The 24,590-nt window shown below is 35.0% G+C and carries 23 protein-coding genes and 1 pseudogene; 7 read left to right on the forward strand and 17 right to left on the reverse strand.

The window, feature by feature from the left end; translation table 11 throughout:
* Positions 1-10: 10 nt before the first annotated feature.
* Complete coding sequence (locus LCF45_RS16825) at positions 11-361, reverse strand: YojF family protein (protein WP_000407039.1); 351 nt, start codon at positions 359-361, stop codon at positions 11-13.
* 262 nt (positions 362-623) lie between these two features.
* Between LCF45_RS16825 and LCF45_RS16830 the strand changes: the two genes are divergently transcribed.
* Complete coding sequence (locus LCF45_RS16830; protein WP_002014220.1) at positions 624-1,949, forward strand: ArsB/NhaD family transporter; 1,326 nt, start codon at positions 624-626, stop codon at positions 1,947-1,949.
* Between the two features lie 71 nt (positions 1,950-2,020).
* Here the strand turns inward: LCF45_RS16830 and LCF45_RS16835 are convergent, their stop codons facing one another.
* The 6 genes from LCF45_RS16835 to LCF45_RS16860 form a co-directional block, all read right to left on the reverse strand.
* Entirely contained in the window at positions 2,021-2,248 is a 228-nt protein-coding gene (locus LCF45_RS16835) for a coiled-coil domain-containing protein (protein WP_002111012.1), read from the reverse strand.
* 232 nt (positions 2,249-2,480) lie between these two features.
* Positions 2,481-2,840, reverse strand: a complete 360-nt coding sequence (locus LCF45_RS16840) for a nuclear transport factor 2 family protein (RefSeq protein WP_002128400.1) — start codon at positions 2,838-2,840, stop codon at positions 2,481-2,483.
* Between the two features lie 79 nt (positions 2,841-2,919).
* Positions 2,920-3,471, reverse strand: a complete 552-nt coding sequence (locus LCF45_RS16845; protein WP_002128401.1) for a GNAT family N-acetyltransferase — start codon at positions 3,469-3,471, stop codon at positions 2,920-2,922.
* A gap of 378 nt (positions 3,472-3,849) precedes the next feature.
* Positions 3,850-4,758 carry an iron-hydroxamate ABC transporter substrate-binding protein gene (locus tag LCF45_RS16850; RefSeq protein ID WP_078203382.1) on the reverse strand — a complete coding sequence of 303 codons (909 nt, stop codon included), beginning with the start codon at positions 4,756-4,758 and terminating at the stop codon, positions 3,850-3,852.
* A 21-nt stretch (positions 4,759-4,779) separates the two neighbouring features.
* Positions 4,780-5,796, reverse strand: a complete 1,017-nt coding sequence (locus LCF45_RS16855; RefSeq protein ID WP_016120579.1) for a FecCD family ABC transporter permease — start codon at positions 5,794-5,796, stop codon at positions 4,780-4,782.
* Positions 5,797-6,831, reverse strand: a complete 1,035-nt coding sequence (locus tag LCF45_RS16860) for a FecCD family ABC transporter permease (RefSeq protein WP_002128403.1) — start codon at positions 6,829-6,831, stop codon at positions 5,797-5,799.
* A 276-nt stretch (positions 6,832-7,107) separates the two neighbouring features.
* On the opposite strand from LCF45_RS16860, the gene LCF45_RS16865 reads away from it, so the two are divergent.
* Positions 7,108-7,872, forward strand: a complete 765-nt coding sequence (locus tag LCF45_RS16865) for a DUF817 domain-containing protein (RefSeq protein ID WP_063225733.1) — start codon at positions 7,108-7,110, stop codon at positions 7,870-7,872.
* 122 nt (positions 7,873-7,994) lie between these two features.
* Here the strand turns inward: LCF45_RS16865 and LCF45_RS16870 are convergent.
* A pseudogene (locus tag LCF45_RS16870) lies at positions 7,995-9,031 on the reverse strand (DUF4003 domain-containing protein).
* Between the two features lie 279 nt (positions 9,032-9,310).
* Positions 9,311-9,766, reverse strand: a complete 456-nt coding sequence (locus LCF45_RS16875) for a DinB family protein (protein ID WP_002014205.1) — start codon at positions 9,764-9,766, stop codon at positions 9,311-9,313.
* 202 nt (positions 9,767-9,968) lie between these two features.
* On the opposite strand from LCF45_RS16875, the gene LCF45_RS16880 reads away from it, so the two are divergent.
* Positions 9,969-10,457 carry a DinB family protein gene (locus LCF45_RS16880; protein WP_078203384.1) on the forward strand — a complete coding sequence of 163 codons (489 nt, stop codon included), beginning with the start codon at positions 9,969-9,971 and terminating at the stop codon, positions 10,455-10,457.
* 287 nt (positions 10,458-10,744) lie between these two features.
* Here the strand turns inward: LCF45_RS16880 and LCF45_RS16885 are convergent, their stop codons facing one another.
* On the reverse strand, positions 10,745-11,632 hold the full coding sequence (locus LCF45_RS16885) for a LysR family transcriptional regulator (RefSeq protein ID WP_016127368.1): 888 nt from the start codon (positions 11,630-11,632) through the stop codon (positions 10,745-10,747).
* A gap of 122 nt (positions 11,633-11,754) precedes the next feature.
* Here LCF45_RS16885 and LCF45_RS16890 point away from each other — a divergent pair, with 122 nt between their 5' ends.
* A complete protein-coding gene (locus tag LCF45_RS16890; RefSeq protein WP_002128409.1) occupies positions 11,755-12,720 on the forward strand; it encodes a quinone oxidoreductase family protein in 966 nt (321 codons plus the stop codon).
* A gap of 76 nt (positions 12,721-12,796) precedes the next feature.
* On the opposite strand, the gene LCF45_RS16895 is transcribed toward LCF45_RS16890, so the two are convergent.
* The 5 genes from LCF45_RS16895 to LCF45_RS16915 all read right to left on the reverse strand — a co-directional run bounded on the left by LCF45_RS16895 (position 12,797) and on the right by LCF45_RS16915 (position 17,820).
* Positions 12,797-13,249: a hypothetical protein gene (locus LCF45_RS16895; protein ID WP_002014201.1), complete on the reverse strand. Its 453-nt coding sequence runs from the start codon at positions 13,247-13,249 to the stop codon at positions 12,797-12,799.
* A gap of 45 nt (positions 13,250-13,294) precedes the next feature.
* Positions 13,295-14,005 (reverse strand): histidine phosphatase family protein, encoded by a 711-nt coding sequence (locus tag LCF45_RS16900; RefSeq protein ID WP_078203385.1) that lies wholly within the window; start codon positions 14,003-14,005, stop codon positions 13,295-13,297.
* Between the two features lie 160 nt (positions 14,006-14,165).
* Positions 14,166-14,690, reverse strand: a complete 525-nt coding sequence (locus LCF45_RS16905; RefSeq protein WP_263892995.1) for a GNAT family N-acetyltransferase — start codon at positions 14,688-14,690, stop codon at positions 14,166-14,168.
* 6 nt (positions 14,691-14,696) lie between these two features.
* On the reverse strand, positions 14,697-16,598 hold the full coding sequence (locus LCF45_RS16910) for an endonuclease MutS2 (protein WP_263892996.1): 1,902 nt from the start codon (positions 16,596-16,598) through the stop codon (positions 14,697-14,699).
* 505 nt (positions 16,599-17,103) lie between these two features.
* Positions 17,104-17,820, reverse strand: coding sequence for a hypothetical protein (locus LCF45_RS16915; protein ID WP_002167882.1), 717 nt, complete (start codon positions 17,818-17,820; stop codon positions 17,104-17,106).
* A 448-nt stretch (positions 17,821-18,268) separates the two neighbouring features.
* Between LCF45_RS16915 and betA the strand changes: the two genes are divergently transcribed.
* Positions 18,269-18,895, forward strand: a complete 627-nt coding sequence (gene betA, locus LCF45_RS16920; protein WP_263892997.1) for a collagen-like exosporium glycoprotein BetA — start codon at positions 18,269-18,271, stop codon at positions 18,893-18,895.
* A gap of 92 nt (positions 18,896-18,987) precedes the next feature.
* Here betA and amyS read toward each other — a convergent pair whose 3' ends face one another.
* Positions 18,988-20,529, reverse strand: a complete 1,542-nt coding sequence (amyS, locus tag LCF45_RS16925; protein WP_033729931.1) for an alpha-amylase — start codon at positions 20,527-20,529, stop codon at positions 18,988-18,990.
* Between the two features lie 216 nt (positions 20,530-20,745).
* On the opposite strand from amyS, the gene LCF45_RS16930 reads away from it, so the two are divergent.
* Together LCF45_RS16930 and pepF are read left to right on the forward strand one after the other, a co-directional pair.
* Complete coding sequence (locus LCF45_RS16930; protein WP_002033438.1) at positions 20,746-21,537, forward strand: arylamine N-acetyltransferase family protein; 792 nt, start codon at positions 20,746-20,748, stop codon at positions 21,535-21,537.
* 118 nt (positions 21,538-21,655) lie between these two features.
* Entirely contained in the window at positions 21,656-23,443 is a 1,788-nt protein-coding gene (gene pepF / locus LCF45_RS16935) for an oligoendopeptidase F (protein WP_050000670.1), read from the forward strand.
* Positions 23,444-23,497: 54 nt separating this feature from the next.
* On the opposite strand, the gene LCF45_RS16940 is transcribed toward pepF, so the two are convergent.
* Positions 23,498-24,547, reverse strand: coding sequence for an agmatine deiminase family protein (locus tag LCF45_RS16940; protein ID WP_002128422.1), 1,050 nt, complete (start codon positions 24,545-24,547; stop codon positions 23,498-23,500).
* Positions 24,548-24,590 lie beyond the last annotated feature (43 nt).

Raw genomic sequence — 24,590 nt, forward strand, 5'->3', positions numbered from 1 at the left:
TCCCTCCTTCTTACTTAAATGGCGTTAAGCTTAGCTCAAGCGCTACCGCTAAGCGGCCTTGGTTATCATGCCCTGCTAGTAATAAACGCTCTTTATCGTCTACTTCCCAGTGCGTAATGCCTTCTGCATATACCCAGCCATGATCCATTTTCAAACCAACTCGGTATGGGTTTGTTCCAGTTATTTTCCCACGCTCAAAGCGAATAATTGCATTTCGAATGAATGCTCCTACTGTCATCATCTTTTCATTAAAGTGTGACGCATACGCTCCATTCGTCGTTTCTAAATGAATATATACATCTTTATTTACAAAACGTTCAATTTCATTTTGAATAAGAGAACTATCTTTTACTATTTCCATCGGAATTCACCTCTTTAAACCATTTTACGCAAAAATAATGTAAATTGCTATCTCTATATTAGAGGACAACGCCCACTTTTCCTAATAATTTGCACTGTGTTTTTTATATTTTTTATATGATATGTAAAAATCGCATTTTTTCCTTCACTTTGTTAAATAGTTTTCTTTCTTTTTTGAATTTGCTACAATATATTTTATCCCGTATTAATACAGCGAGATACATTTCGACAATTGAATACATACTTTAAAGAAGGTGACATGATTGGAACAATCAGCACATGAAGTAGCAAATTGGCAATATTATTTTACAATTGCCGTATTTTTAGTCACGTACGGTTTTATTATTTCTGAGAAATTGAATCGTGCTGTAATCGCACTATTCGGTGCTGCTATTATGATTATTTTTGGAATTGTAGATTTACATACTGCTTTCACATCGCATATTCAATGGGAAACGATTACCCTTTTAATTGGGATGATGATTCTCGTACATATTACGAGTCAATCAGGCGTATTTGAATTTGTAGCCATAAAAGCAGCAAAAGCAGCTGGCGGAAAACCAATCCGCATTTTATTATTACTATCCCTATTAACTGCTGTCGGTTCTGCATTTTTGGACAACGTAACAACCGTATTATTAATCGTACCTGTTACACTATCCATTACACGTATTTTAAAAGTAAATCCTGTTCCTTATTTAATTTCAGAAGTACTATTTTCAAATATAGGCGGAACAGCAACATTAATTGGTGACCCGCCGAACATTATGATTGGATCAGCTAATAAGCATTTAGACTTTAATGCCTTTTTACTAAACTTAGCTCCAATCGTAATCATTATTTCTATCGTTACACTTGGCATTATTTACTTCATGTATCGCAACAAACTAAAAACAACGCCTGAGCAAATCGAAAAGCTAATGGCATTAAATGAAAAAGATTATATTAAAGATCAGAGCCTCCTTTTAAAATCCATTACGATTTTAGGACTAACTATTTTAGGCTTTGTACTTCATTCTATTATTCATGTAGACGCTGCCGTTATTGCGATGACAGGTGCTACACTTCTTATGTTAATCGGTGTGAAAGAACATGATATTGAAGATGTATTTGCCCACGTTGAATGGGTAACAATTTTCTTCTTCGCTGGACTATTCGTTCTCGTTGGCGGATTAATTGATATCGGACTTATTTCTTCACTCGCAAAAGAAGTACTCGACGTAACAAATGGCGATATCGGTTTCGCTGCTATACTTATCTTATGGGTATCTGGCATCGCATCTGCGACAATTGATAACATCCCATTTGTCGCAACGATGATTCCACTTATTCAAGATTTAGCTACAGGACTCGGACTATCTGTCGATTCTCCGCAAATTGAAGTACTATGGTGGGCGTTATCACTTGGAGCTTGCCTAGGAGGCAACGGAACATTAATTGGAGCATCAGCAAACGTAGTCGTTGCTGGTATTGCAAAACGTGAAGGACATGGGTTCTCTTATATGGACTTCTTAAAAATCGGTTTCCCCTTAACGATCATTGCGCTATTGTTATCACATGCTTACATTTATTTACGTTATTTAATGTAGAAGTTGTATTGCATGAAATTATGTCGTCAAATAAAAAAGGTTTGCAGCACTATGCTACAAACCTTTTTTCATCACCAAAATATACCTATAATTGCTAATCCACCTAAAATCATACCACCAATTTGTCCGATGATTGCTGGTGATAATTGAACACCTTTCCTCACTTCAACAACCGGCCTTTCGTGCCTTAGTTGCTGCACTTCACTTTGAAGTTGATGTACACTTCCATGTAATTCTTTAATTAGTTCTTTTAATTCAGCGACCTCTTCATTTACTGGCTTACTTTTTTCTAAGTTCATCTCGCATAACTCCTTATAAATTCAATCAGTTTACTGTAAAATTTCGCCAATTATCGTTATATCTCCTGCATACTACATATATAATATGGAATGTACCTTTATTAACAAGACCCTTTTAAGAACAAATTTAGATATTTTAGAAAGACAACTTTCATTAGTTCTTTATATATATAGGACTAATATATTCAACAATTCTATTCTTTATAGTTTCTTTTTCATACAAAAAGCTTCACTAAAATTTAGCAGGTGTACCTTGATGAAAATACATTTGCCATCTTCCTTCTCTAAATTTCCATATCGAACTACGTAACGAGTGTTGATTATTCATTTCATTGAATATTTGATAAGTAGTTAATGCTACATCTTTGGATAATGGATGTACTTCAAAATCACTCAAAGTCATTTTTACCACACCAATTCCATTTTTATCGATATCCTCATTTTTATATAAAACTTTACCAGAACTCCCAAACTCAAAAAAATCAGCGGCAAGTATCTTTTTAAGCTCCTTTTGAGATGTGCGAACCCCTGGTTTAAGTAATCGTTCCTCTAGCTGATATAAACACTCTCTTAATGAAGATAAACCTTCCATTAGTACACTCCTCCGCTCATCATTACCAAAATATTACAACTTTTCACTCTACACTACACAATTATTCTGTATGTTTTTGCTAGTTCTGCAGCTCTATCCATTCATCACGCAATATCCCCATAATCATACGATCAAAACACTTTCCATCTCTTTGAACTGCTTCCCTCATACATCCTTCCATCTGAAATCCCATCTTTTTATACAGTACAATGGCTGCTTTATTATAAGAAATAACATCGAGACCGACGCGGTGTAGATTCATTTCATAGAACGCATACTTTAAAATAAGATGCACTGCTTCTCTCCCAAACCCTTTTCCTCTATCATTTGCCTCTCCTATACCAATTGCTAATAGACCTGTTCTGTTATTCCACTCTATGCCGTGAATTGCAACAAAACCAATTAAGCGATCATCTTGAACTGTTCTTAACATGAAAGAAACACTATTCGATCTCCGTCCCTTTAATAGCCCATCACTCGCTATTTCATGTAACGATTGCGGGAATGCCAAGTCTGTATCTACATTTCTTAAGTACTCACTATCCTCTTGCCACATAGCCATTACTTCAGCATCTGCTTCTCTAATAGCTGATAATTTAATAGTTTTATTTTGAAAAAGATTCATCGTCATCTAAAACTCCCCCTTTTTTAAATAGCGGGGACAATAATTCTAGCCTATTTATCCCGCATTAACGGGCAGTAAGACTCCCACCTCAAAATTCAGCTGGAGCGAAGAAGTTAGGTGGGAGTCGGGCTGCCCGTAAACGCCCGATTGGTGAAGGCTAATAATCAGTGGGGGATGAACAAAACCCCCACTGATTAAAGTTTCACTTTATCCCCTTGTTCCATAAACTGTTTTTTTAACGGGATACTTACAATAAGCGCTGACATTGGCACATCTCCCTTGCATTGAATTAACTTCATTGTATAATTTTTCATTTATTCTAACAATAACAACAATAAAAAGCCCCTCCAAATTTAGAGGGCCTTTCCTAATAGCAAAACTGTATTATTTCGTAAACATTTTCTCTGCTTCATCCATTGCCATTTTGTTACCTAAAGCAGAATAGTCAAGCCATGGTTGATCATTAATAATGTATACGTGCTTACCTTTAACAGCTTTTAAGTCTTTCCAAATTGGTGTTTCTTGCAGTTGTTTAAATGCTGCTTTTGCTTTATCGTCTCTGTTTACGACAACGAAAATAGCATCCGCATCAAAGTCAGGTAATACTTCTTGTGAAATTACTTCGAAAGGACGGTTTCCATCAATTTTCTCTACACCATTTGCAGGTTGTAATCCTAAGTCTTGGAATAGAATTGGTCCCATCGGTCTTTTCGTACTAAATACACGTAATTCTTTTGCAGTAACGCGAATTGCCATTACTTTTTCGTTATTACCTAACTCTTTATCTATTAAACTTTTTACTCGGTTTGATTGTTCTTCATAGTCTTGAATATATTTATCTGCTTCTTTCTCACGGTTTACAAGTTTACCTACTTCTTTTAAATGATCTCTCCACGTACCTTCATCTAAATTAAAAGTATGTGTTTTTGCAATTTTTTCGTATTTCGCTAAATCTTTGCCAGCATATTTTTCATCCACATAAATTTCAGATGGTTTTAATTGTAGTAATGCTTCCATATTCGGATCTGTTACAACGCCCAGTTTCTTCGTATCTTTCAACTGTTCTTTCACGTGAGGTAAGAAATCTTTTAAATCTCCACCAATTACAGAACCTACCGGTGTAATTCCTAATGCAAGTAAGTTATTCGTTAAATGAATAGACATAGAAGCAATTTTTGGATCATTACTTTTTTCAGTTTTTTTAGTTGCCTCTTCACTAGATTTCGTTTGACCACATGCTGATAATACTAAAATAAACATAATGCTAAATAAAATAGTAAGTTTCTTTTTCATATGTTCTCCTCTTTGAAGTATTTATTTTGTTTTTGTAAGTAAATAAAGAAAATATGGCGCACCTAAAGCCGCTACTACTACGCCAGCTGGAATAGAGTTTGGCTCAAATAAAGATCGCCCTATCGTATCCGCGAGTACTAAAATAATCATTCCAATTATGCCAGCTAACGGAAGGAAATGTTGATATGTACTACCTACTAACTTTCTTGCGATATGCGGAGAAACTAAGCCGATAAAGCCAATTCCCCCTGCCATTGATACACTTGCACAAGACAATCCTACCGCTGTAGCTAAAAGCAGTAACCGTTCTTTTTGAACAGATACACCAAGTCCTGCTGCTACACTATCACCTAGTGACAGTGCATTTAACGTTTTGGATTTCAGCCATGCGTACGGAGTTAGTATCAAAATCCAAGGTAATAACGCTAGGACATGAATCCAATCTCTTCCCCACACGTTACCAACTAACCACCTAGAAGCGAATGTATACGTCTCATCATTTAACTTGAGCGAGAAAAATAACGAAAGTGCACTAAAACCAGCTGAAACTGCAATACCAACAAGAATAAGTCTAATGGGAAGTAAACCTTTCGACCGATCACTCGCAAGCAAAACAATAAGAAATGCAGCTAACACTCCTCCGCCAAATGTAAATAACGGTATTAAAATCGATGCACTCTCGTTAATAGAATGAAAGAAAGTAACAAATACAATAAGCCCGAAAGATGCACCCGAGTGTAATCCAAGAATACCAGGATCTGCGAGAGCATTCCGAGATAATCCTTGCAAAATCGCACCGGAAACCCCAAGGCCAATACCTGCTAACATTGTGATTATAATTCTTGGCATACGATAATCGTATAGCACGGTTGCACTCTCAAAATCACCATAGCCAAAAAGCGTTTGAATTACTTTGAGCGGTGCGATGCTCAGCGTTCCCGTATTTAAGCTAATCAAAATTACAGCGATACTTATACATCCGAAAATTGTAGTTACAGTAATAGCTCTCTTTTTATCCGTGCTAAAAAGATCCTTCACTTATAACTCCCTCCCAACTTTACGTGCTATATAAAGGAAGAACGGAACTCCAACAAGAGCTACCATAATTCCTATCGCAAGTTCTTTAGGAGGATTTACTGTTCTTGCTCCTAAATCAGCTAAAACTAATAAAATAGCTCCTAATAATGCTGACATAGGAATAATAAGTTGATAATTAACACCTACTAATTTTCTAGCAATGTGCGGAATGACCAATCCTACAAATCCAATGGAACCAACAGCTGAAACAGAAACACCTGCTAGAATCACTACCATAATCATCCCGAGTATTCTCGTTCGGTTCGTTTTTACACCTAAATTTGTAGCGACATCATCCCCCATGGATATGAGTGAAATAGATCGCCCTAGCGCTGTCGCAAAAACAATTGTTATGAGAATAATAGGCACTAAAAATTTCAAGTGTTCCCACTTAACCCCCGCAACACCACCAGCATACCAAAACGCTAAATCTTGGCTTAAGTCATAATAAATCGCGACACCTGAACTTAACGAATGTAAAAGCGCGGCCATAACTGCCCCTGCAATCGTTAACCTCATCGGCGTTAGCCCGCCTGATGTTGCTGATCCAATAATAAAAATGAGTACTGTACTTAAAACTGCTCCAATAAAGGAGACAATCATTAAATAGGAATACGGCATATGCGGGAAAAAAGCAAAACTAAGTGCTACTACAAACATCGCACCTGCATTTATTCCGAGTACACCTGCATCAGCTAAAGGATTTCGTGTTACCCCTTGCATAACAGCTCCAGCGACTGCAAAAGCAGCTCCTACAACTGCTGCGCCAATTACCCTTGGGAGCCTTAATTCATAAATAATTTGATGCTGTGTTAATTTCGGATTATAATCAAAAACCGCTGCCCACACAGTTTGCAAATGGATATCCTTTGCACCAAATGCAACGGCTAAAAATATAGCTCCAATTAAACATATAATTGTTAAGCTCATGAAACATATGAACTTAATATGTATCCAGCGATTATTGCCAGCATGTACAGTAGACTTATGTAACATGTTTCATTTCATCCTTTATATTCAGTTCTTTTTTATAATTATTTTTTATTTATAATCATTATTGATAATAATTATCATTTTCATTTAGATATTATATCCCCACTTTTTTTAAATAGCAAACTATTTTTTTACTTTGTTAAACTATCAAAATACTTATTACAATTCCCTTCTAAAACTTCCAAATACATGCAAAATGACGTACTGTTTTATTTTCAAATTTGTAGTATACTAAGTTATTATTTTGATTTTTCAAATAATAATCCTGAAGGTGAAAACATGTTTTATGTAAAACAACTACTCTATTTTACTTATGAACAAGCATTATCCTGTTTGTTCCCTGTCATTATTTTTTTAACACTTGCTCTTTCAAAAATCATTTCGATTCCAGGGCTGTACCGATATGATTTCATACTCATCGTATGTCTTCTTATGCAGTGGATTATGTACAAAACAGGTCTTGAAACAAAAGATGAACTAAAAGTAATTACTGTCTTCCACCTCATCGGCCTTTTACTAGAAATATATAAAGTACATTTCGGTTCATGGAGTTATCCTGAAGAGGCGTATTCAAAAGTTTTCGGAGTTCCGCTTTACAGCGGTTTTATGTATGCGAGTGTCGCAAGTTACATATGCCAAGCGTGGAGAAGATTGCATTTACAAATGCATCATTGGCCGAAAGCTATTTTTGCAATACCTCTAGGAGCAATGATTTACTTTAATTTTTTTACACATCATTTTCTATATGACTTTAGATGGGTATTAACTTTAATTTTATTCATTGTTTTCTTTCGCACATTTGTGGAATTTTCATTACGAGGCGTTACATATAAAATGCCGCTCGTACTCTCATTTTTCCTTATCGGATTCTTTATTTGGATTGCAGAAAACATCGCTACCTTCTTCGGAGCATGGCAATATCCAAATCAACGTGAAACATGGAGCCTCGTTCACCTTAGCAAAATTAGCTCATGGTTTTTACTCGTTGTTATTAGCATTATGATTGTTACACAACTCAAACATTTGAAGCAGTCGAAAAGATAATGCTGATTATGTAAAAACAGTTAGCCCATCACTCATTAGAGAGTGATGGGCCTTTTTTAAACCATCCTCATCAAAGGCATTATAGGTTCATCATAATTTACGAGAGCATAAGCAGTTGCACATTATGAACTAGTACTAGCAGAAGAGGTTGCTGCAGATGAAGCGGCAATCGTTGCCATCATAGCTGCCTGTTGTGCTTGTATGAGGACTTCTATCATAGTTTGTAAACCTGTGTTGGTTGCTTTACTCTCCTCACCTTTCTGACTTACAAACAGTTGAATAGCAATAAGAATATTCGTATCTGTATGCCAACGGAATAATTTCTCCCCCTGCAATTTTTCAATCAATGCTTTAATAGAATGAATCTCTTTTTCTCCATCCTCAAGTAACGCTAGTAGCCCGATAGCTGGATAATGCATCTGTTTCACTTTTACCTTTTCTTGTTTTAACAACTTCCAAATGCTTGTACATGTTGCAACTAACATTTCTTCACGGACATCCTTCTTTAGTGAGAGGATATGACTTAAAAACTGAAGATCATTCCCTTTACGCAAACCAGCTTTCGCTAGTTTCTGATACAGACGTTCCACTCGGTCCATAAGTGTTTCTACATTCTCTGATTGTCCTGCTAGTAAAACCGCGAGCGGATAATCATTTGTACCTGTAAGAAAAAGATGATCCTCTTTCATCCGTTTATATACTTGCATCGAACGCTGAATGTGCGTGCCATGCTGTTCATTTTCTTCTGTTAAAAGCACAGCTGCTGCGAGATAAGTAAATATACTCCGGCTAAAGCCACCAGCGACCAATTGTTCATATAAATCTAAAAACCTCCGAAAAGCTTCCTTGTAATCTGTAAAGTGAATATCTAATGTTGCGGCCACCACAAAGCGATGATAAGACTTTAAGTATGAAAACATCCCTACCTGATTCTTAATATAACTACTAATTTCTAAAAAACGTCCGAGATCAAACAGTTTATCACTACCTGCATACATAGCAGCAATCATCATACCTGTTCGAGAATCACTCGTTTTCCATTTTAGTTCTCCCTTTAACTGTGCATATGTATGTGTGTATTGCTCCAACTTTTGTTCCAATGTAATCATAGTATTCCCCCATTTTCTAGTTCCTCTCTTTTATTATACGTATATTCCATATTTAGGAATACCCTATTTCATACAGATTTTGCAACCTTATACTTTCTTCTGTATTATTTTCAATATTTTTCTATTAAGTAATACAAAAAAAATAATAACTACCATAAAATTTAGGATGTTTCTTTATCCTAATTGGTTGGTTTTCTTTCCTTCTTCATCAGCATCACGATGATTAGCGTTCATAATCCTTAATCCTTCAAGAAGTTCAACAACAAAAAAGGATAGATAATAAATTATCTACCCTTTTTTGTCTATATATTATTTAACATTACCAAAAACTAAAGAGCCTTAATAATACGTTCCATCGCCTTCATTTGCCCAATATGGTCTGCTTCATGATAAAGCATCATACCGTAAAGCTCTCCAACTGTTTCCAACCCTAAAAATGGCTCTGGAAGTTTATTTTCAAATGCTTCTGCTGGAATTTCTTGAATGCGCTTCGCTTGTTCTTTTAATTGAACCGTTAACACTTCTAATGATGGCCCTTCTGTTTTCCATTTAGATGGTCTTGATCCATACCCAAACATACCTGGATATTCAGTTGGTAATTGTTTAAATTCTCTTCCAAACATGAAAGTTTCTGCCGCCGTTAACACGTGACCGATATGCCAGCGAATTGTATTGTTAAAGCCCTCCGGCTGCGTATCCGCAGTTTTATCATCTAACGTTTCCATAAATTGAAGTAATGCCCCACGCGTTATTTCAAATTGTTTTAAACCAATTATTCTATTCATTTTATCGTCTCCTTTTTTATGTACAATTTATTATGAACTAAGGATGTTAAACTTATTAAAGTTTCACCTTGTTTAATCTATCAGAAACAATTAAGAAAAACATCTAATATGCTTAGTAAAAATAATAAAAGGTTCACCCCTCGTAAATATAGAATTACTTACTACACAAATAGTTTAGTAAATAAAAGAGGAGTGTAGTTGCATGTTACATGTTTTAAAACAGCAATATAATCTTATTAGCTCTACAAGAGAAACTCTATTTTCGTTTTTAGAAGAAATCCCACGAGAAAAATTGCACAGCACAGTTCCTAATTTCGGAAGCGGTAGCATTATGAAGACGCATATTCATGTAGCCGATTGCTATCGATACTGGCTTGGAACATTCGCATTTAACCAAAAACGAGCAGATTTCTCATTTGCTAGCGATTATGAAATTGAACATGCAGATGTCACAAAAGTCCGTGCTAGATTTAAGATAGTAGATGAGACTGTACAACGCTTTTTAGATGAATACAATGACCGGTGGCTCGAAAATATAGCAAATGAAGTGAAATGGCAAAAAGAACCTTGGAGCACAACTCCACTATGGCTTTTAACTCATACGGAGACACATGAATTTCATCATAAAGGTCAAATTGTATCAATGGCTCGTCACCTCGGATACACTCCTCCTGACACAGACCTTAGTTAGTTAATTACTGCAACTGAACTTAATAAAGTGAAACTTTAATCAGTGAGGACTTTGTTCGTCCTCCACTGATTATTAGCCTTCACCAATCGGGCGTTTACGGGCAGTTGATCTCCCACCTAACTTCTTTGCTCCAGCCAAATTTTAAGGTGGGAGTCTTACTGCCCACAAATAGCGGGATAAACACAAAAAGAAAGAGCCCGTTTTGATTAATATTTTTCAAAACATGCTCTTTCTTTCCGTAAATAAGTTAATCGTTTATTATATTACTTCCTCACCTATAACACCTGTTAATTAAAAGATTCCCTCGTTACCTCAATAAATTGCTGCAGTGGCGATGTCATCCATTTATCTTTATGCCAAGCGATTTGCGTATAAATCGGAGCGATTGTATTTTCTAAATGTAACTCTTTTATCGTTCCTTCTCGTATATCTTTTTCTACTACTATCGCTGGTAACACAGCTATACCTAAATCTGCAATAACGCATTGTTTAATTGCCTCGACACTAACAAATTCAATCTTATTTGCTGGGTATACATCTTCCGCACGGAATAACTCTTCAAATAAAGTCCGATACGAGCAACCTAGTTCTGTTAGTAAAAGTGTTTCGCTTTCTAAATCTTTTGTAGAAACGGAAGGTTGTTCAAGTAAACGATGCGTAGGAGCAGCTACTACTTTTAATTCTTCTTTCATAAGTGGCTCCACATGTAAAACATCCTCTGTTTTACATTCGTCCAAAATAAATACAAGATCTACTTTCCCCTCCATCAATTGTTCCTTCGCATCTTTATTGGAATGTGCAGGTTTAAATATAAGCTTTATTTGGGGAAATTGTGCTTTAAATTTCTTTAATATAGATGGAAGCCTATATGTACATTGACTTTCTTGTGCACCGATTATTAACGTACCCGCTATTTCCTCATCATCTTTCACAGCCATTTTCGCTTCGTTACTGAGTGCAATCATCTTATCAGCATATAGTTGAAACTTCCTGCCTGCTTCAGTTAAGAAAAGACGTTTTCCTAATCTTTCAAATAATGGCGTACCGAGCTCAGCCTCTAACGTTTTAATTTGCGCCGTTACACTCGATTGAGCAAAGTTCAATTTCTTCGCAGTTTGCGTAAAGTTCAAAGTGTCCGCTGCTACTTTAAATGTAATTAACTGTTTTATCTCCATTTATCATCCCTCTTTTCAATCGGTATTTCCGATTGATTTCATCGAAATAATCCTCTTTTTCTATTGATATTTGTATTGTATGATAAATAGCATCGACAAACAATAAAATGGAGGTATTCCATATGAAAGCACTTTGTTTCGAACAGTTTGGAAGTCCAGATGTACTACAATATAAAGAAATACATGATCCAATCATAAATCCAAATGAAGTTCTTGTTCGCATGCAAGCAATCGGATTAAACTTCGCTGATATTTATAGACGCCGCGGCGATTATCATCTCGCTGGTAACCCGCCTTATATATTAGGTTATGAAGGCGCTGGTATTGTTGAAAAAGTAGGAGCTAACGTTACTACTATCAATCCCGGAGACCACATTGCATTTGCTGACGTTCCATTCTCAAATGCAGAATTAGTTGCGGTTCCATCTGAAAAAGCAATTACACTTCCAGACTCTATTTCTTTTGAAACAGCCGCTTCTGTCTTATTGCAAGGTCTAACAGCACATTATTTAACGAAAGATAGCTATCAAATAAAACAAGGCGATATAGCTTTAGTACACGCTGCAGCTGGTGGCGTTGGTCAACTTCTCGTTCAAATGATTAAACTACTGGGCGGAACAGTAATCGGTCTTACATCATCAAAAGAAAAAGCACAAGTAGCTACGTTAGCTGGTGCTGATCACGTATTTTTATATACTGAAGCATGGCATACGAAAGTACTTGAGGTGACTAATGGTGCCGGAGTAAATGTTGTGTATGAATCAGTAGGTTCTACACTCGTGGAAAGTTTTAACGCTACTAAAATTGGCGGTACTGTCGTATTTTACGGAATGGCCGGCGGTAATCCTATACCTGTAGATCCACGTATGCTTATGGATACTTCAAAGACTTTAACAGGTGGAGACCTTTGGAATGTACTTACTACTTTTGAGGAACGTAAGCAGCGCTCCGCTCAATTATTTGATTGGATTGCTAGTAGAAAATTAAACATCGCGAGTCCTACTACATTCTCTTTACAAGATGGTGCTCTTGCACATGAATTATTAGAGAGCCGAAAAAGTACTGGGAAGATTTTATTAATTCCGTAATCTTTACAATAAAAAAAAGAAAAGATAAGCATATAAAAGAGCATCGATTCCGATGCTCTTTTAGTATGGAATTTTGTTAGTTTCTTTTTATTCCAGTAATTTTCGGCTCATCATATGAAATAATGTCGATGATATGGTTCAAACAAGGAATTTGATAGTGAACGAACTGCTCTTCAGGAAATATAAATTCAGCAATTGTTCCTGCTTTAACAAAATCCAAATATCTTGATTTTGAGTAAACTCTAAAAATTCTACCTTCTGAAATTTCGTAGTCATCCATTACAGTAAACGATTCATTAGTAACGGAGTAAGCAATATACGATTCAAAATCCAATTGCACAATTGGCAGATTGTCATCAACATCAATGGATGATGCTTCTATTTCAACCTCATCTTTAATTTTCATAAGTCCCTTAGTTTTATTAACTTTGCACCTATCAATAAGTACCCTCAATAAATTTTCTTCAGGTTCAAACAATTTGTTTAAATATATATATCCTTTAAATTCCATCAAATCTTGAAAATCCATTATTCCCCCATTTTGAAAATCTAAAAGGAATCGTAATACACCCTGTTAAATTTCCACACTTTCTTTCCCTTTTGCAACATAACTCATATCTCCAACCGATTCTACTGTATATTCCCCATCTTGATATACAACTTTCGTTACACTTGCATTCTCTACTCCCAGTTTTGTTTTACTACTGTCTAACATTTCTATTAAGGCAGTAATCAAAAGCCCATGAACGACAACTAAAACGTTGCCACCTCCATTTTTAGCAGCTTCTTCACTAATTTTATCAATCTCTGTTTTTATGCGAGTAGAAAATAATTCCCAATCTTCCGCTTGTTTCGTAGGGTCTGCTGCTCTAATAAGATTAATCACTTCTTGAATAGAGAACTTCATAAGTTCTTCTGGTGATGCAACGCCCGCAGCTTTTCCAACCACATCCCACATATTTTCAAGTTTTTCACCTTCAAAAATACCAAAATTTAATTCTCGTAAATCTTTTCTTTTCTCAAGTTTCAATTTTGATTGCTCACTATATTTTAATACTAAACTAGCAGTTTCAATCGCTCGGCCGCTATCACTACTATACGCATTCGCAAAATGAACATCTTTTAATCCCGTTCCTAAATTAGAGGCAACTTCCACACCTTTTTCTACTAACGGAGAATCTGCCCAACCTTGCGCGCGCTGATTCGTATTTAATATTGTTTTTCCGTGTCTTGTAACATATAACGTAACTACATTCTCATTGCTATCTGTTTCTCGCTTCTTCATTCTATTCTCTCCCTTTACATTTCTATATCAATTTTACCATCTCAATTATTCATTGAGCAAAATATACGTAAGTAGATCTGCTTAATAAAAAAAGCTATCTTTCTGTATATCCCTACAAAAAGATAGCATCTTTTATGATTACATTTCTTAACCGATACTCCTACTCAGTAAAAGCACTCGAATATTGTACAATTCCTTCTACACCTTCAAGAGCATTTTCTGTTAATTCCATTACCATAAACACTTCTTCAGGCACTTCAAATAGTGCTTTTATATTCCACTCACTTGCTTTTTTAAATCCGAATTTCGGATAGTACTCTGGATGCCCTAATACTACAACTGACCCGTATCCTAATTCTTTCGCTTTTTCTAAAGCAGCCGTGATAAGCTTTCCACCAATTCCTTTCTTCTGATGGCTTGGTGCTACTGAAACTGGTGCAAGTGCTAATGAATCTACAGTAGTCCCATCTTGTTCTATTGTAATTTTCGATAACATAATGTGACCGACTGTTTCCTTATCTACCGCAACGATAGATAACTCCGGAATAAATGCGTCACATTCTCTAATACGTTTTACAAGTTCATGCTCTTTTTTATCGCTAAATTCTTCATTTAAAAATGCCTCTTTTACAACTTCTTCTGTCTTTCTATAATCATTTTTTTGTTCTTGTCTAATCGTTACCATTCTATATTATCCTCTATTCTTTCTTATTTCTTTTTCAATTTTACGAAGCGCTTTTTTCGATCCGCGCTCAATATCATGCTGCATTTTTCTTTCTTTATAATCGACAAATAGTGTATTTAAATCATATCCTTCTGGGTATAATTCTTTCGCCGCTACCTCTAAAGTAATACGTTTTACATTCACTTCAACGAATTCACCGTTATAATATACAACAACATTATAGAAATTATCTTTTTCCTTATATACAATCCCGAAATCGTTATGATCTAACAAATTCACACGGTCGCCAATTTTATATTCATAGTCATTTTCTCTTTTTTCTTGCACGAATTTCGGTTTTCTAATTTTACTTTCATTCAATTTTTCTATAGCGTATTCTTTATTTCCCATATACGCTTTCGCTCTTTGCAGTACATGTTCTTTTACATTCATTTTATTTGCAATCCAAAGTGCATTGCTTTCACCAGATTTACCGATCACTAATTTATAAAGTGGCTCTAGTGTTTCACTATTAAATTGCATTGCTGCGTTCATAAAATCACCATGCATTTCTGAAAAGCGTTTAATTTCACCGTAATGCGTACTCGCAATTGTAATACATCCCGCGAGGTAAAATTCTTCTAAAATAGATATCGCAAGCGCCGCACCTTCATTCGGTTCTGTACCACTTCCTATTTCGTCAAATAGTAGTAATGTATTATTATTTGACATCCTCATAATCTCGGATAGATTTTTCATATGCGATGAGAATGTACTTAGTGCATTTTCAATACTTTGATTATCACCAATATCTACAAATACGTTGTCAAAAATAGCAATTTCCGTTTCTTTATCTCCAGCGATGTGCAGGCCTGACATTGTCGCTAATGTTAACAATCCGATTGTTTTTAACACAATCGTTTTCCCGCCCGCATTCGGTCCTGTAATAATTAAACTTCGGTAGTTTTGACCGATTTCAAAGTTTAATGGTACTATTTTCCCACTTAAAAGCGGATGCTTACAATTCACTAAATGAATGTAGCCATGATCATTTAATTTCGGCTCTATTCCATCGATTGATTTACTAAACTTCGCTTTCGCAAATACCATATCATATTGACTAATCAATTCCATATTAATTTTTATATGATAAATATTTTCTAATACCATTCCTGATAAAGTCGCTAAAATTTGATACTCTTCCATCGCTTCTTCTGCTTTCAAACTTGCGAGCTCCGCATTTAACTTTGTAACCGTATGTGGTTCTATAAATACAGTAGAACCTTTAGCGGAAGCTTCAACAATACTTCCCACAACTTGATTTTTATAGGTAGATTTGATTGGAATCGTATAGCGATCATCCTTTTTACTAATAAAGAATTCCTGAATATACTTCTTATTTGTACTACTATTTAAAAATTTTGTTAAACGTTCTTTTATTTTTCCGTCTACAGAATCAATGTTATTTCGAATTCGTTTTAACTCTTTACTAGCAGCTGCATCAATGCCATTTCCTTTAATCGAAAAGTTAATTTCTTCTTCGATACTTTTAAATTCAGACATTGAATTTGCATACGAAGATAATACTGGCGCAAAGAATTCTTTATCTAGCATAAACTTTTTAATCTTTCGGCACCCACGTAAAAAGTCTGAAACGCTCACTAACTCTGCTGGATCTAAAATCATCCCTTTTTCTAATTTTTGAATTGTACTAGCGATATTAGAAATTCCGAAGAAAGGCACATGCCCTTCTGCATCTACTATAGCTCGTGCTTCTGTCGTTTCATTTAAGCGATTTCTCACTACTTTTATACTCGTACTCGGCTCTAATTTATTTAATAATTCCTTACCTAATCCACTTATACAATATGATTTCACTATTTCCATTAATTCGTTATATTGTAACTTTTCAAAAGTCATCGTATTCATTTTGTTTCTCCTCACTATGATTGATTTATATCATAAATGAAGATACCTACTCATTAGATTCCAATGAGTTCTACATTATTCAATTACCATTTTTATACATCATAAATATATACAAAAAAGCTGCGGGGATACCGCAGCTTTTACATTTACAAGGCATGAGTAATAACATATGAGGAAATAAGCCATAAAAACGGATGGCACTCCCCTTATTACACGCTTTATAAAGTATTGTAGGTATCTTCATAGGTTTCGAAATAAATGCATGACAAAATTAGGGGTATGATATACATAAAAATCCCCTGGTCTTATCCGATTTATTTCATTAAATTTTTCCTATTTAGTACCTACCGCACTCACAAAAAGCACCTCTCATTAATTTATATTTTATGTTCATTGAAATCTAATTTATTGAAATCATCATACTATATGTTTTGTAAGAAGTAAAGGTGTCAGACTATTGCCTTTCACACCTGAGGAAGGTCAATTTTTTCGGATAATGCTTTTTTCATTTTGTAGACTGTAAAACTTTCATATAATTAGCCTTTTTCTCAAGGGTCTTTTTCGCATCTTCAGCCGTTAATATATAGTCTATAGCAATATTTTTTAATACATCCTTATTAACGTCTGGCAGCTGAATCGTTATATCTTCCACACTACTCTTATTATTATCAATTGTTTTATTAAATTCCTGAATACTTCTTGCAGCCTCCGCTAATTTTTCCATATGTGAAGGATTATTTACATCTAAAACAGTATCACTTCTAAAAACTGCCGTATAATACTGCTTCAATTTTTTCTTCGCTATTTCTTTCTCAGCATTTTTATCGAAAACAGTATCCCCTGTCTGCATTTGATCAAAATTAATTATAGTGTTATTCCCTTTCTTCCCATAATATTTATTAAATTTTTCTTGTAAATCATTTGTTTCCTTTTTTATTTTATAGTTATCATTATTTACTTCTGGAGAGATTTGTCCATCGAAATAAAGTTGAAATTGCAAATACGGTTCATCTACTTGCTGCACAAAAGCTATCCGTCCCTTTGGACCAAGGAAATCCTTTCCATTATCCAGTGTTTCAACTTGGTTTAGTTTAACAGAAATACCATACTCCGATTTTGTATAACTTTGTGCTTTTTGTTCAATTTCTTCATTCGATATATCACATGATGTTAATAGGAATAAACTAAACATTATGATATATATCATTTTTGTTTTTTTCATCTTGCGTCTCCTTTTGCTACTACTGCCTATACAGAAATGTCCTTATGGATTTTAAATTACGATTTATATAAAGAACTTCTTCTAATAACCGCTACATCAAATTGTCTTCGCTGACTTGAATAATAAAAACTCATCATCTTGCTTTAGAAAGCCCTAATAACCACAAGTGTAAAAACACCCATTTGTTATCGCTTTACAATTATAGTGTAATTTTACAATATAATCATTTTATCGTAAAGCAAATATAACATCTATTAAAATCATGTTAAAAACATACTAATATTTAGTTCTATAGCAATCACAGTACGGTTTTTATTGTATCAACTTTAAAGTAATAACTTTAATTTCGTTGCGAAAAAATTAAATAAGCGCCTCCGCTATTGCGAATGTCATTTACTTTCCCTAATACATTTAATAATTATGACAAGCAATCATAGGAGGTTACTATATGAGCAAAGAAAATATTATTTTACATGGACCTGCTCTTGAACCAAATTTAATTGGCCCCACACTCCCACCAATTCCATCATTTACATTCCCAACCGGACCTACTGGAATTGGAATAACTGGTCCTACTGGTGTTACAGGAATTACTGGAATCGGAATAACTGGACCTACCGGCGCTACAGGAATCGGAATAACCGGTCCCACTGGAGCGACCGGTTTAGGAATTCTCCCGGTATTTGGAACAATAACTTCTGAAGTAGGTATCGGTTTTTCAGCAGTAGTTAATACAAATGTTAATTTGACAATTCCAGGACCTGTTAGTGGAACTACTCTAACCCCAGTAGACAACTCCATTACAATTGATACCACTGGTGTGTACTCTGTATCTTTTTCAATTGTATTTGTGATACAAGCTATTTCGTCTAGTATATTAAACCTTACAATAAATGATTCCATTCAATTCGCCATTGAAACACGAGTTGGTGGTGGTTCTGGGGTAAGAACTACATCCGCTAGAACTGATCTATTACCTTTAAACCAAGGAGATGTCCTTCGAGTACGAATAAGAGAAGCCACGGGTGACATTATTTATTCCAATGCATCTCTTGTTGTTTCAAAAGTCGACTAGTTCATTTATTAAAATAAAGATTTAGGAATGATATCAATGTAAAAAGAAGAGGAAACTTATATTTCAGTCTACCTCTTCTTTTCATCACCAATTTACCGCTGAACATATATGGAAACTGAGCCTCCACTTACATGGAATTGCCCCCATCCGTCCTTATTAATTGTTACAGTATTTGTTTGATTACCCGTAATATCGTACCATACTTCCCCAGCGTTATTCTTTCCAACATCCATCCACTTTGATCCTCCTGGTCCGTCCGAGAGTAATGTCGCTAAACCAGAATTAGCATGTACACCATCGCCTTCTCTTGTCCAGCCAATCACATCTGGATGGTCTAAATAATCACGCTGCGTACCATATGCAAAGTTTTTTCGTGCCGTCAAAATTGGATCAATTTTATCTTTTAACGCTGGAATTTCATAACTACTATTTCCGCTTGTCCCATAGTAATCACCATAGAAAACTGAAGGATAGCCCTCTGCACGAGTTAAAATAAATGCATATGCCAGCGGCTTAAACCACGGACTTACTACAGATTCCAATGACTGCCCAGGCTGAGAATCATGATTCTCAACGAGAGTAACTGCGAGTGCAGGGTGATTTTTCATTACTGTTCCATTTAAAATATTTCTCATATCATAATTCCCATTTCCTGTTGAAGCATAATGAAAATTGTAATGAAGCGGTGCATCAAACACAGATTGATTATAATTGACTTTCGCTAAATAATTGTTTAAAGCCTGAACATCATTTTGCCAATATTCAGCTACTGTAAACATTTCTTTCCCCGTTTGCTGTCTGGCATGATTTACCCAATCGCGTAAATATTCATGATCAATATGTTTAACAGCGTCCAAACGAAAGCCATCTAAATTTAATTCATTCGCATACCATGTTCCCCAATTTTTCATCTCATTCGCAACATCAGGATGATCAAAATCAAGATCTGCATACATCAAATAATCATAATTTCCATTTTCGCTAGACACTTCCCAATCCCACGCTTTATCTACACCCCTAAATTTATAAATTCGATTTAATTTCCTTCCTTCATCCCAATCCGTTCCGTCAAAATGATACCATTTCCATTTGAAATTAGAATAAGCATCTCCGCGCCCTGGAAAATTAAACCCCGTCCATGCACTAATTTGATAATCACCTGATACTTCAATATTTCGATTGTTACGGTCTACCTCAACAGCTGTTACGGTTTCAGTATAATCAGCCCCACCTTTATGATTCATAACTACATCACCGTATACGTCGATGTTTTGCTTATGTAAAGCGTCAATTGCAGATTTCAACTGTGCTTTTGTCCCATATTTCGTCCGCACCGTTCCTTTTTGATTGAACTCCCCTAAATCATATAAATCATAGGCCCCATACCCTACATCATTTTGCGAAGTCCCTTTATATGCAGGTGGTATCCATACAGATGTGATTCCTTTATGAGCTAAACTTTCAGCATCGGAACGCAAACGATTCCAATGATTCCCATCATTCGGAGCGTACCACTCAAAATACTGCATTAATGTTCCATTGTTCACTGTTGCTGCTTCTGCCTTATTTCCCTCATATATATTAGGAAAAAGCAAAATAAACAATAAACAGACTACCGTAATCCTTTTCAACATATTTACACCATCCCTTTCAAGAAAACGTTTGCATAATTTATTAAAGTTATTATAATATTCGTTCTACAGTTAGTAAAGTAACAATCTTTTAATCTCTCACATTATTTTTCAAAATATGAATTCAACTATTCCACAAGTACCCCATATAGTTTAAAATTCACATCGGATTCAAAATTGTTTACAATTTATCTATAAAAGCATAACGGAGGGATTTCTATGACCGACTTTCAAAAACAATTTTTTGCAAGATTAAATATAGAAGAAAAACACAAAGTTTCATTTGAAGATTTACCTAACATTATGTACGCAATGGCACAAACTGTCCCTTTTGAAAACTTAAATATTCTCGAAAACAACTTTAAAGAAATATCAAAAGAAAATCTAAAAGAAAAAATTTTAATAAACAACCGTGGCGGCCTTTGTTATGAATTGAATCCGGCTATGTATTACTTCCTTAAAGACTCTAAATTCGATGTCCATCTCGTTTCAGGAACAGTTTATAACGCTGCAAATTCTATATGGGCTGTAGATTCAGGGCATATCGCAACTGTTTTACAACATCATAATGAACTTTACTTAATTGAAGTAGGTTTCGGATCATATTTACCCCTTTCCCCTGTTCCTTTCTCAGGTGAGATCGTTCATTCTGTAACAGGCGACTATCGTATTCGTAAAGAAACGACTGAAAAAGGTAATTATATTTTAGAAATGCGTAAAAGCAATGAGTTTCTAGATCAATCTTCTACTGATGATTGGACAGTAGGTTATGCATTTTACTTGGAAGAAGTGGATGAAACGAAAGCAAATGCAGCACAAAAAATTATTGTTGAACATGAAGGTTCACCATTTAACAAAGTACCTCTTGTTGTAAAACTTACTCATGACGGGCACGCATCATTAACAAAAGATAGCCTTACAGTAACGAAAAATAGAAATAAAACAAAAGAAACAATTACAAAAGAGCAATATACAAACCTCCTTCATTCAACGTTCGGCATTACATTATAACTTTTAAAGCCTCGCCATTTCCGGCAAGGCTTTTCATTTTCCAGCAGGGATTTTTTGCAATTTGTTGTATTTCATAGTTATATAGGAATATAACTACATATTTAGAAAGGAAATGATTATGACTGAACTTAAAGATCGACTACAAGTAGCTGATAAAGAAAAATGGGATTTAACGGATATTTATCATACAATTGAAGATTGGGAAAGCGATTTTCATAAAATTGAAGTATTAACGAATGAATTACACAAGTTTAATGGAAATATTCATGACGGCAATAGTTTATTAGCTTATTTAACAAAGAGTGAAGAAATATCTAGCATAATATCTTTAATGTTCGCTTATGCACGATTACAATCTGATCTTGATACACGCGATACTGACGCTCAATCCCTTGTCGACAAAGTATCACAATTACACGTGAAAGTAAGTGCGGCTAAATCTTTCTTTTCTCCATTCTTACTTAGCGTAGATGAAAACACATTATATTCTTACATAGAAGAAACCGAAGGCTTACACTATTATAAAGAAGACTTATTTGAGCTATACCGTTATAAAAAACACGTTTTGAATAAAGACCAAGAAGAGATTTTATCACAAATGGGTGAAGCACTCTCCTCCCCGCAGCATACATTTGGCATGTTAAATAATGCAGATATAATTTTTGGTGAAGTGACTACTGATGATGGAGAAAAAGTAAATTTAACACGTGGAATGTATTCAAAGCTAATAGAAGATGAGAATCGTGAGAAACGTGAAGAAGCCTATAAAGCTTATTACAAACCATACGTTCAATTAAAGAATTCTATCGCTTCTACTTTGTCCGCAGCTATTAAAAACAATGTTACTGTCTCAAAGCTACGAAAATATCCATCAGCTTTAGAAAAATCATTATTTGGCGACATGGTTCCGAAAGAAGTATATGAAAATTTAATTGAGACAACGAAAAAAAACATTCAATCATTACATACGTATAATGAACTTAGAAAAGAAAAATTAAATGTAGATGAACTAAGACAATACGACTTGAGTGTTGATTTAGTAAAAGGTGTAAAACAAGACATTACATACGACGAAGCGTTTGATATAATGATCGCGTCACTAGCTCCTTTAGGTAAAGAATATATCGAAACATTAAAAAACTTTAAAGATAAACGCTATATAGATGTGAGAGAAACACCAGGAAAACGTTCTGGCGCTTATAACTTTGGTGTATACGGTGTTCATCCTTTCATTCTTTTAAATCATCATGATGATTTAAATAGCCTTTTCACCCTTACTCATGAATGCGGGCACGGTATGCATACGCATTACTCACACGGATACCAACCAAGAATTTCTGCACACTATACTATCTTTGTTGCAGAAGTCGCTTCTACAGTAAATGAAGTGTTATTAATTCATTATTTATTAAAAGAAGCAAAAGAAACGAACGTACGTAATCATTTAATTAACTACTTTATCGATAGCTTTAAAGGTACTTTCTTTACACAAATCATGTTTGCAGAATTTGAAAAAATCACACATGAAATGGCCGAACAAGGTAAACCATTAAATGCCAAAGTCTTTAGTGAAATTTACGAAAACTTATTTAGAGAATATAATGGCGACTCTCTCGTATTTGACGAAGAAGTAAAATATGGCTGGTCTAGAATCCCTCATTTCTACCGTCCATTTTACGTATACAAATACGCAACTGGATTCGCTTCTGCCATTCAAATCGCCGATAAATTATTAAGCGGTGATCCAAATGCTCAGAAAAACTATATTGAATTCCTTAAAGGCGGAAGTTCTGACTATCCATTAAACCTACTGAAAAAAGCTGGCGTTGATTTAACTACACCAGAACCGATTGAAAGTGCATTAAATCGATTCACCCAACTTGTTGAAGAGTTTTCAGCATTATAGAAAAAAGCATGCAGATTATAGAATCTGCATGCTTTTTCATATAAAATATACATTTCATTTATTCACTTGTTGCTGCGTCACACAATGAATCATACCACCATACGCATACAGTTCATTTACATAAACACCGACAATTCTTCTTCCTGGAAACTGCCCTTCAATGATTTGAAGTCCTAACTTATCATGTTCATCACCGTATATAGGAACCAATACAACTTCATTTCCAATATAAAAGTTCAAATACGAGCCTTTACAGTCTGCCTCTTTTACCACTTTTCTTGTCACCGGTACTGGTATGAGCTGAAATGGATTTCCATCTATATTTCTCGCTTGTCGCAATTCTTGATAATGCTTTTCCTGCGCCTCCAAAAGGTACGACTCTCCTTCCCCAAAAGGATCATATTCATAAAGAATTGTATTTTCATTTACAAAACGCGCTGCCCCATCAATATGGTAATCTGTATCTTCATCATAATTATCCTCTCCGCGAATACCAGTTATCCATATAAAATTCGTTACTCCCAAATACTTCGTTAACTCTATTTCAATCTCTTCCTGATTTAGTGTAGGATTTCGATTTTCATTTATAATAGAAGTTTTTGCCGCCATTAAGGTGCCATTTCCATTTATCTCTATTCCTCCACCTTCTATACAGACACTAGATTTAACTTTTGGAATGCTATACATTTCACTTATTTTTTCCGGAATAACAGCATCATTTTCATACGGATATTTATCCCCCCAACCATTAAATACCCAGTGTGTTAAACAGAGATTGCCTTCCTTATCTTTTACAAAGATCGGTCCATTATCTCTTATCCAAACATCATCCGTTTCTTCAATTAAAAAATCAATTTTATCCATATCTACATTCGCTTCAATTAACTTCGATTGTACATGTACTTTTTCTTCCTCATCAAATACAACAATATGCACATTCTCACCGTAATGAAGCTCCTTTGCCATCGTTACCCAAATATCATCTAGCTTAGATCTGTAACCTTCACCTCTATGAGCTTTATCATGAGGCCATTGGAGCCATGTCCCCTCATGATTTTCCCACTCAGCAGGCATATAAAACAAACTATTTTCTATATTTCTCATACGTGTTCACCCCTTCTTCGAATGTAAGTTCAGTCTAAACTTT

The organism is Bacillus sp. 41-22, assembly GCF_025809295.1.
Lineage (GTDB): Bacteria > Bacillota > Bacilli > Bacillales > Bacillaceae_G > Bacillus_A > Bacillus_A mycoides.

What these genes read in the sequence shown, in the direction of transcription:
- LCF45_RS16825 (WP_000407039.1), bottom strand. Translation starts at nt 361, where the DNA reads ATGGAAATAGTAAAAGATAGTTCTCTTATTCAAAATGAAATTGAACGT.
- LCF45_RS16835 (WP_002111012.1), bottom strand. Translation starts at nt 2,248, where the DNA reads ATGAACTTAGAAAAAAGTAAGCCAGTAAATGAAGAGGTCGCTGAATTA.
- LCF45_RS16840 (WP_002128400.1), bottom strand. Translation starts at nt 2,840, where the DNA reads ATGGAAGGTTTATCTTCATTAAGAGAGTGTTTATATCAGCTAGAGGAA.
- LCF45_RS16845 (WP_002128401.1), bottom strand. Translation starts at nt 3,471, where the DNA reads ATGACGATGAATCTTTTTCAAAATAAAACTATTAAATTATCAGCTATT.
- LCF45_RS16850 (WP_078203382.1), bottom strand. Translation starts at nt 4,758, where the DNA reads ATGAAAAAGAAACTTACTATTTTATTTAGCATTATGTTTATTTTAGTA.
- LCF45_RS16860 (WP_002128403.1), bottom strand. Translation starts at nt 6,831, where the DNA reads ATGTTACATAAGTCTACTGTACATGCTGGCAATAATCGCTGGATACAT.
- LCF45_RS16865 (WP_063225733.1), top strand. Translation starts at nt 7,108, where the DNA reads ATGTTTTATGTAAAACAACTACTCTATTTTACTTATGAACAAGCATTA.
- LCF45_RS16875 (WP_002014205.1), bottom strand. Translation starts at nt 9,766, where the DNA reads ATGAATAGAATAATTGGTTTAAAACAATTTGAAATAACGCGTGGGGCA.
- LCF45_RS16880 (WP_078203384.1), top strand. Translation starts at nt 9,969, where the DNA reads ATGTTACATGTTTTAAAACAGCAATATAATCTTATTAGCTCTACAAGA.
- LCF45_RS16885 (WP_016127368.1), bottom strand. Translation starts at nt 11,632, where the DNA reads ATGGAGATAAAACAGTTAATTACATTTAAAGTAGCAGCGGACACTTTG.
- LCF45_RS16890 (WP_002128409.1), top strand. Translation starts at nt 11,755, where the DNA reads ATGAAAGCACTTTGTTTCGAACAGTTTGGAAGTCCAGATGTACTACAA.
- LCF45_RS16895 (WP_002014201.1), bottom strand. Translation starts at nt 13,249, where the DNA reads ATGGATTTTCAAGATTTGATGGAATTTAAAGGATATATATATTTAAAC.
- LCF45_RS16900 (WP_078203385.1), bottom strand. Translation starts at nt 14,005, where the DNA reads ATGAAGAAGCGAGAAACAGATAGCAATGAGAATGTAGTTACGTTATAT.
- LCF45_RS16905 (WP_263892995.1), bottom strand. Translation starts at nt 14,690, where the DNA reads ATGGTAACGATTAGACAAGAACAAAAAAATGATTATAGAAAGACAGAA.
- LCF45_RS16910 (WP_263892996.1), bottom strand. Translation starts at nt 16,598, where the DNA reads ATGAATACGATGACTTTTGAAAAGTTACAATATAACGAATTAATGGAA.
- LCF45_RS16915 (WP_002167882.1), bottom strand. Translation starts at nt 17,820, where the DNA reads ATGAAAAAAACAAAAATGATATATATCATAATGTTTAGTTTATTCCTA.
- betA (WP_263892997.1), top strand. Translation starts at nt 18,269, where the DNA reads ATGAGCAAAGAAAATATTATTTTACATGGACCTGCTCTTGAACCAAAT.
- amyS (WP_033729931.1), bottom strand. Translation starts at nt 20,529, where the DNA reads ATGTTGAAAAGGATTACGGTAGTCTGTTTATTGTTTATTTTGCTTTTT.
- LCF45_RS16930 (WP_002033438.1), top strand. Translation starts at nt 20,746, where the DNA reads ATGACCGACTTTCAAAAACAATTTTTTGCAAGATTAAATATAGAAGAA.
- pepF (WP_050000670.1), top strand. Translation starts at nt 21,656, where the DNA reads ATGACTGAACTTAAAGATCGACTACAAGTAGCTGATAAAGAAAAATGG.
- LCF45_RS16940 (WP_002128422.1), bottom strand. Translation starts at nt 24,547, where the DNA reads ATGAGAAATATAGAAAATAGTTTGTTTTATATGCCTGCTGAGTGGGAA.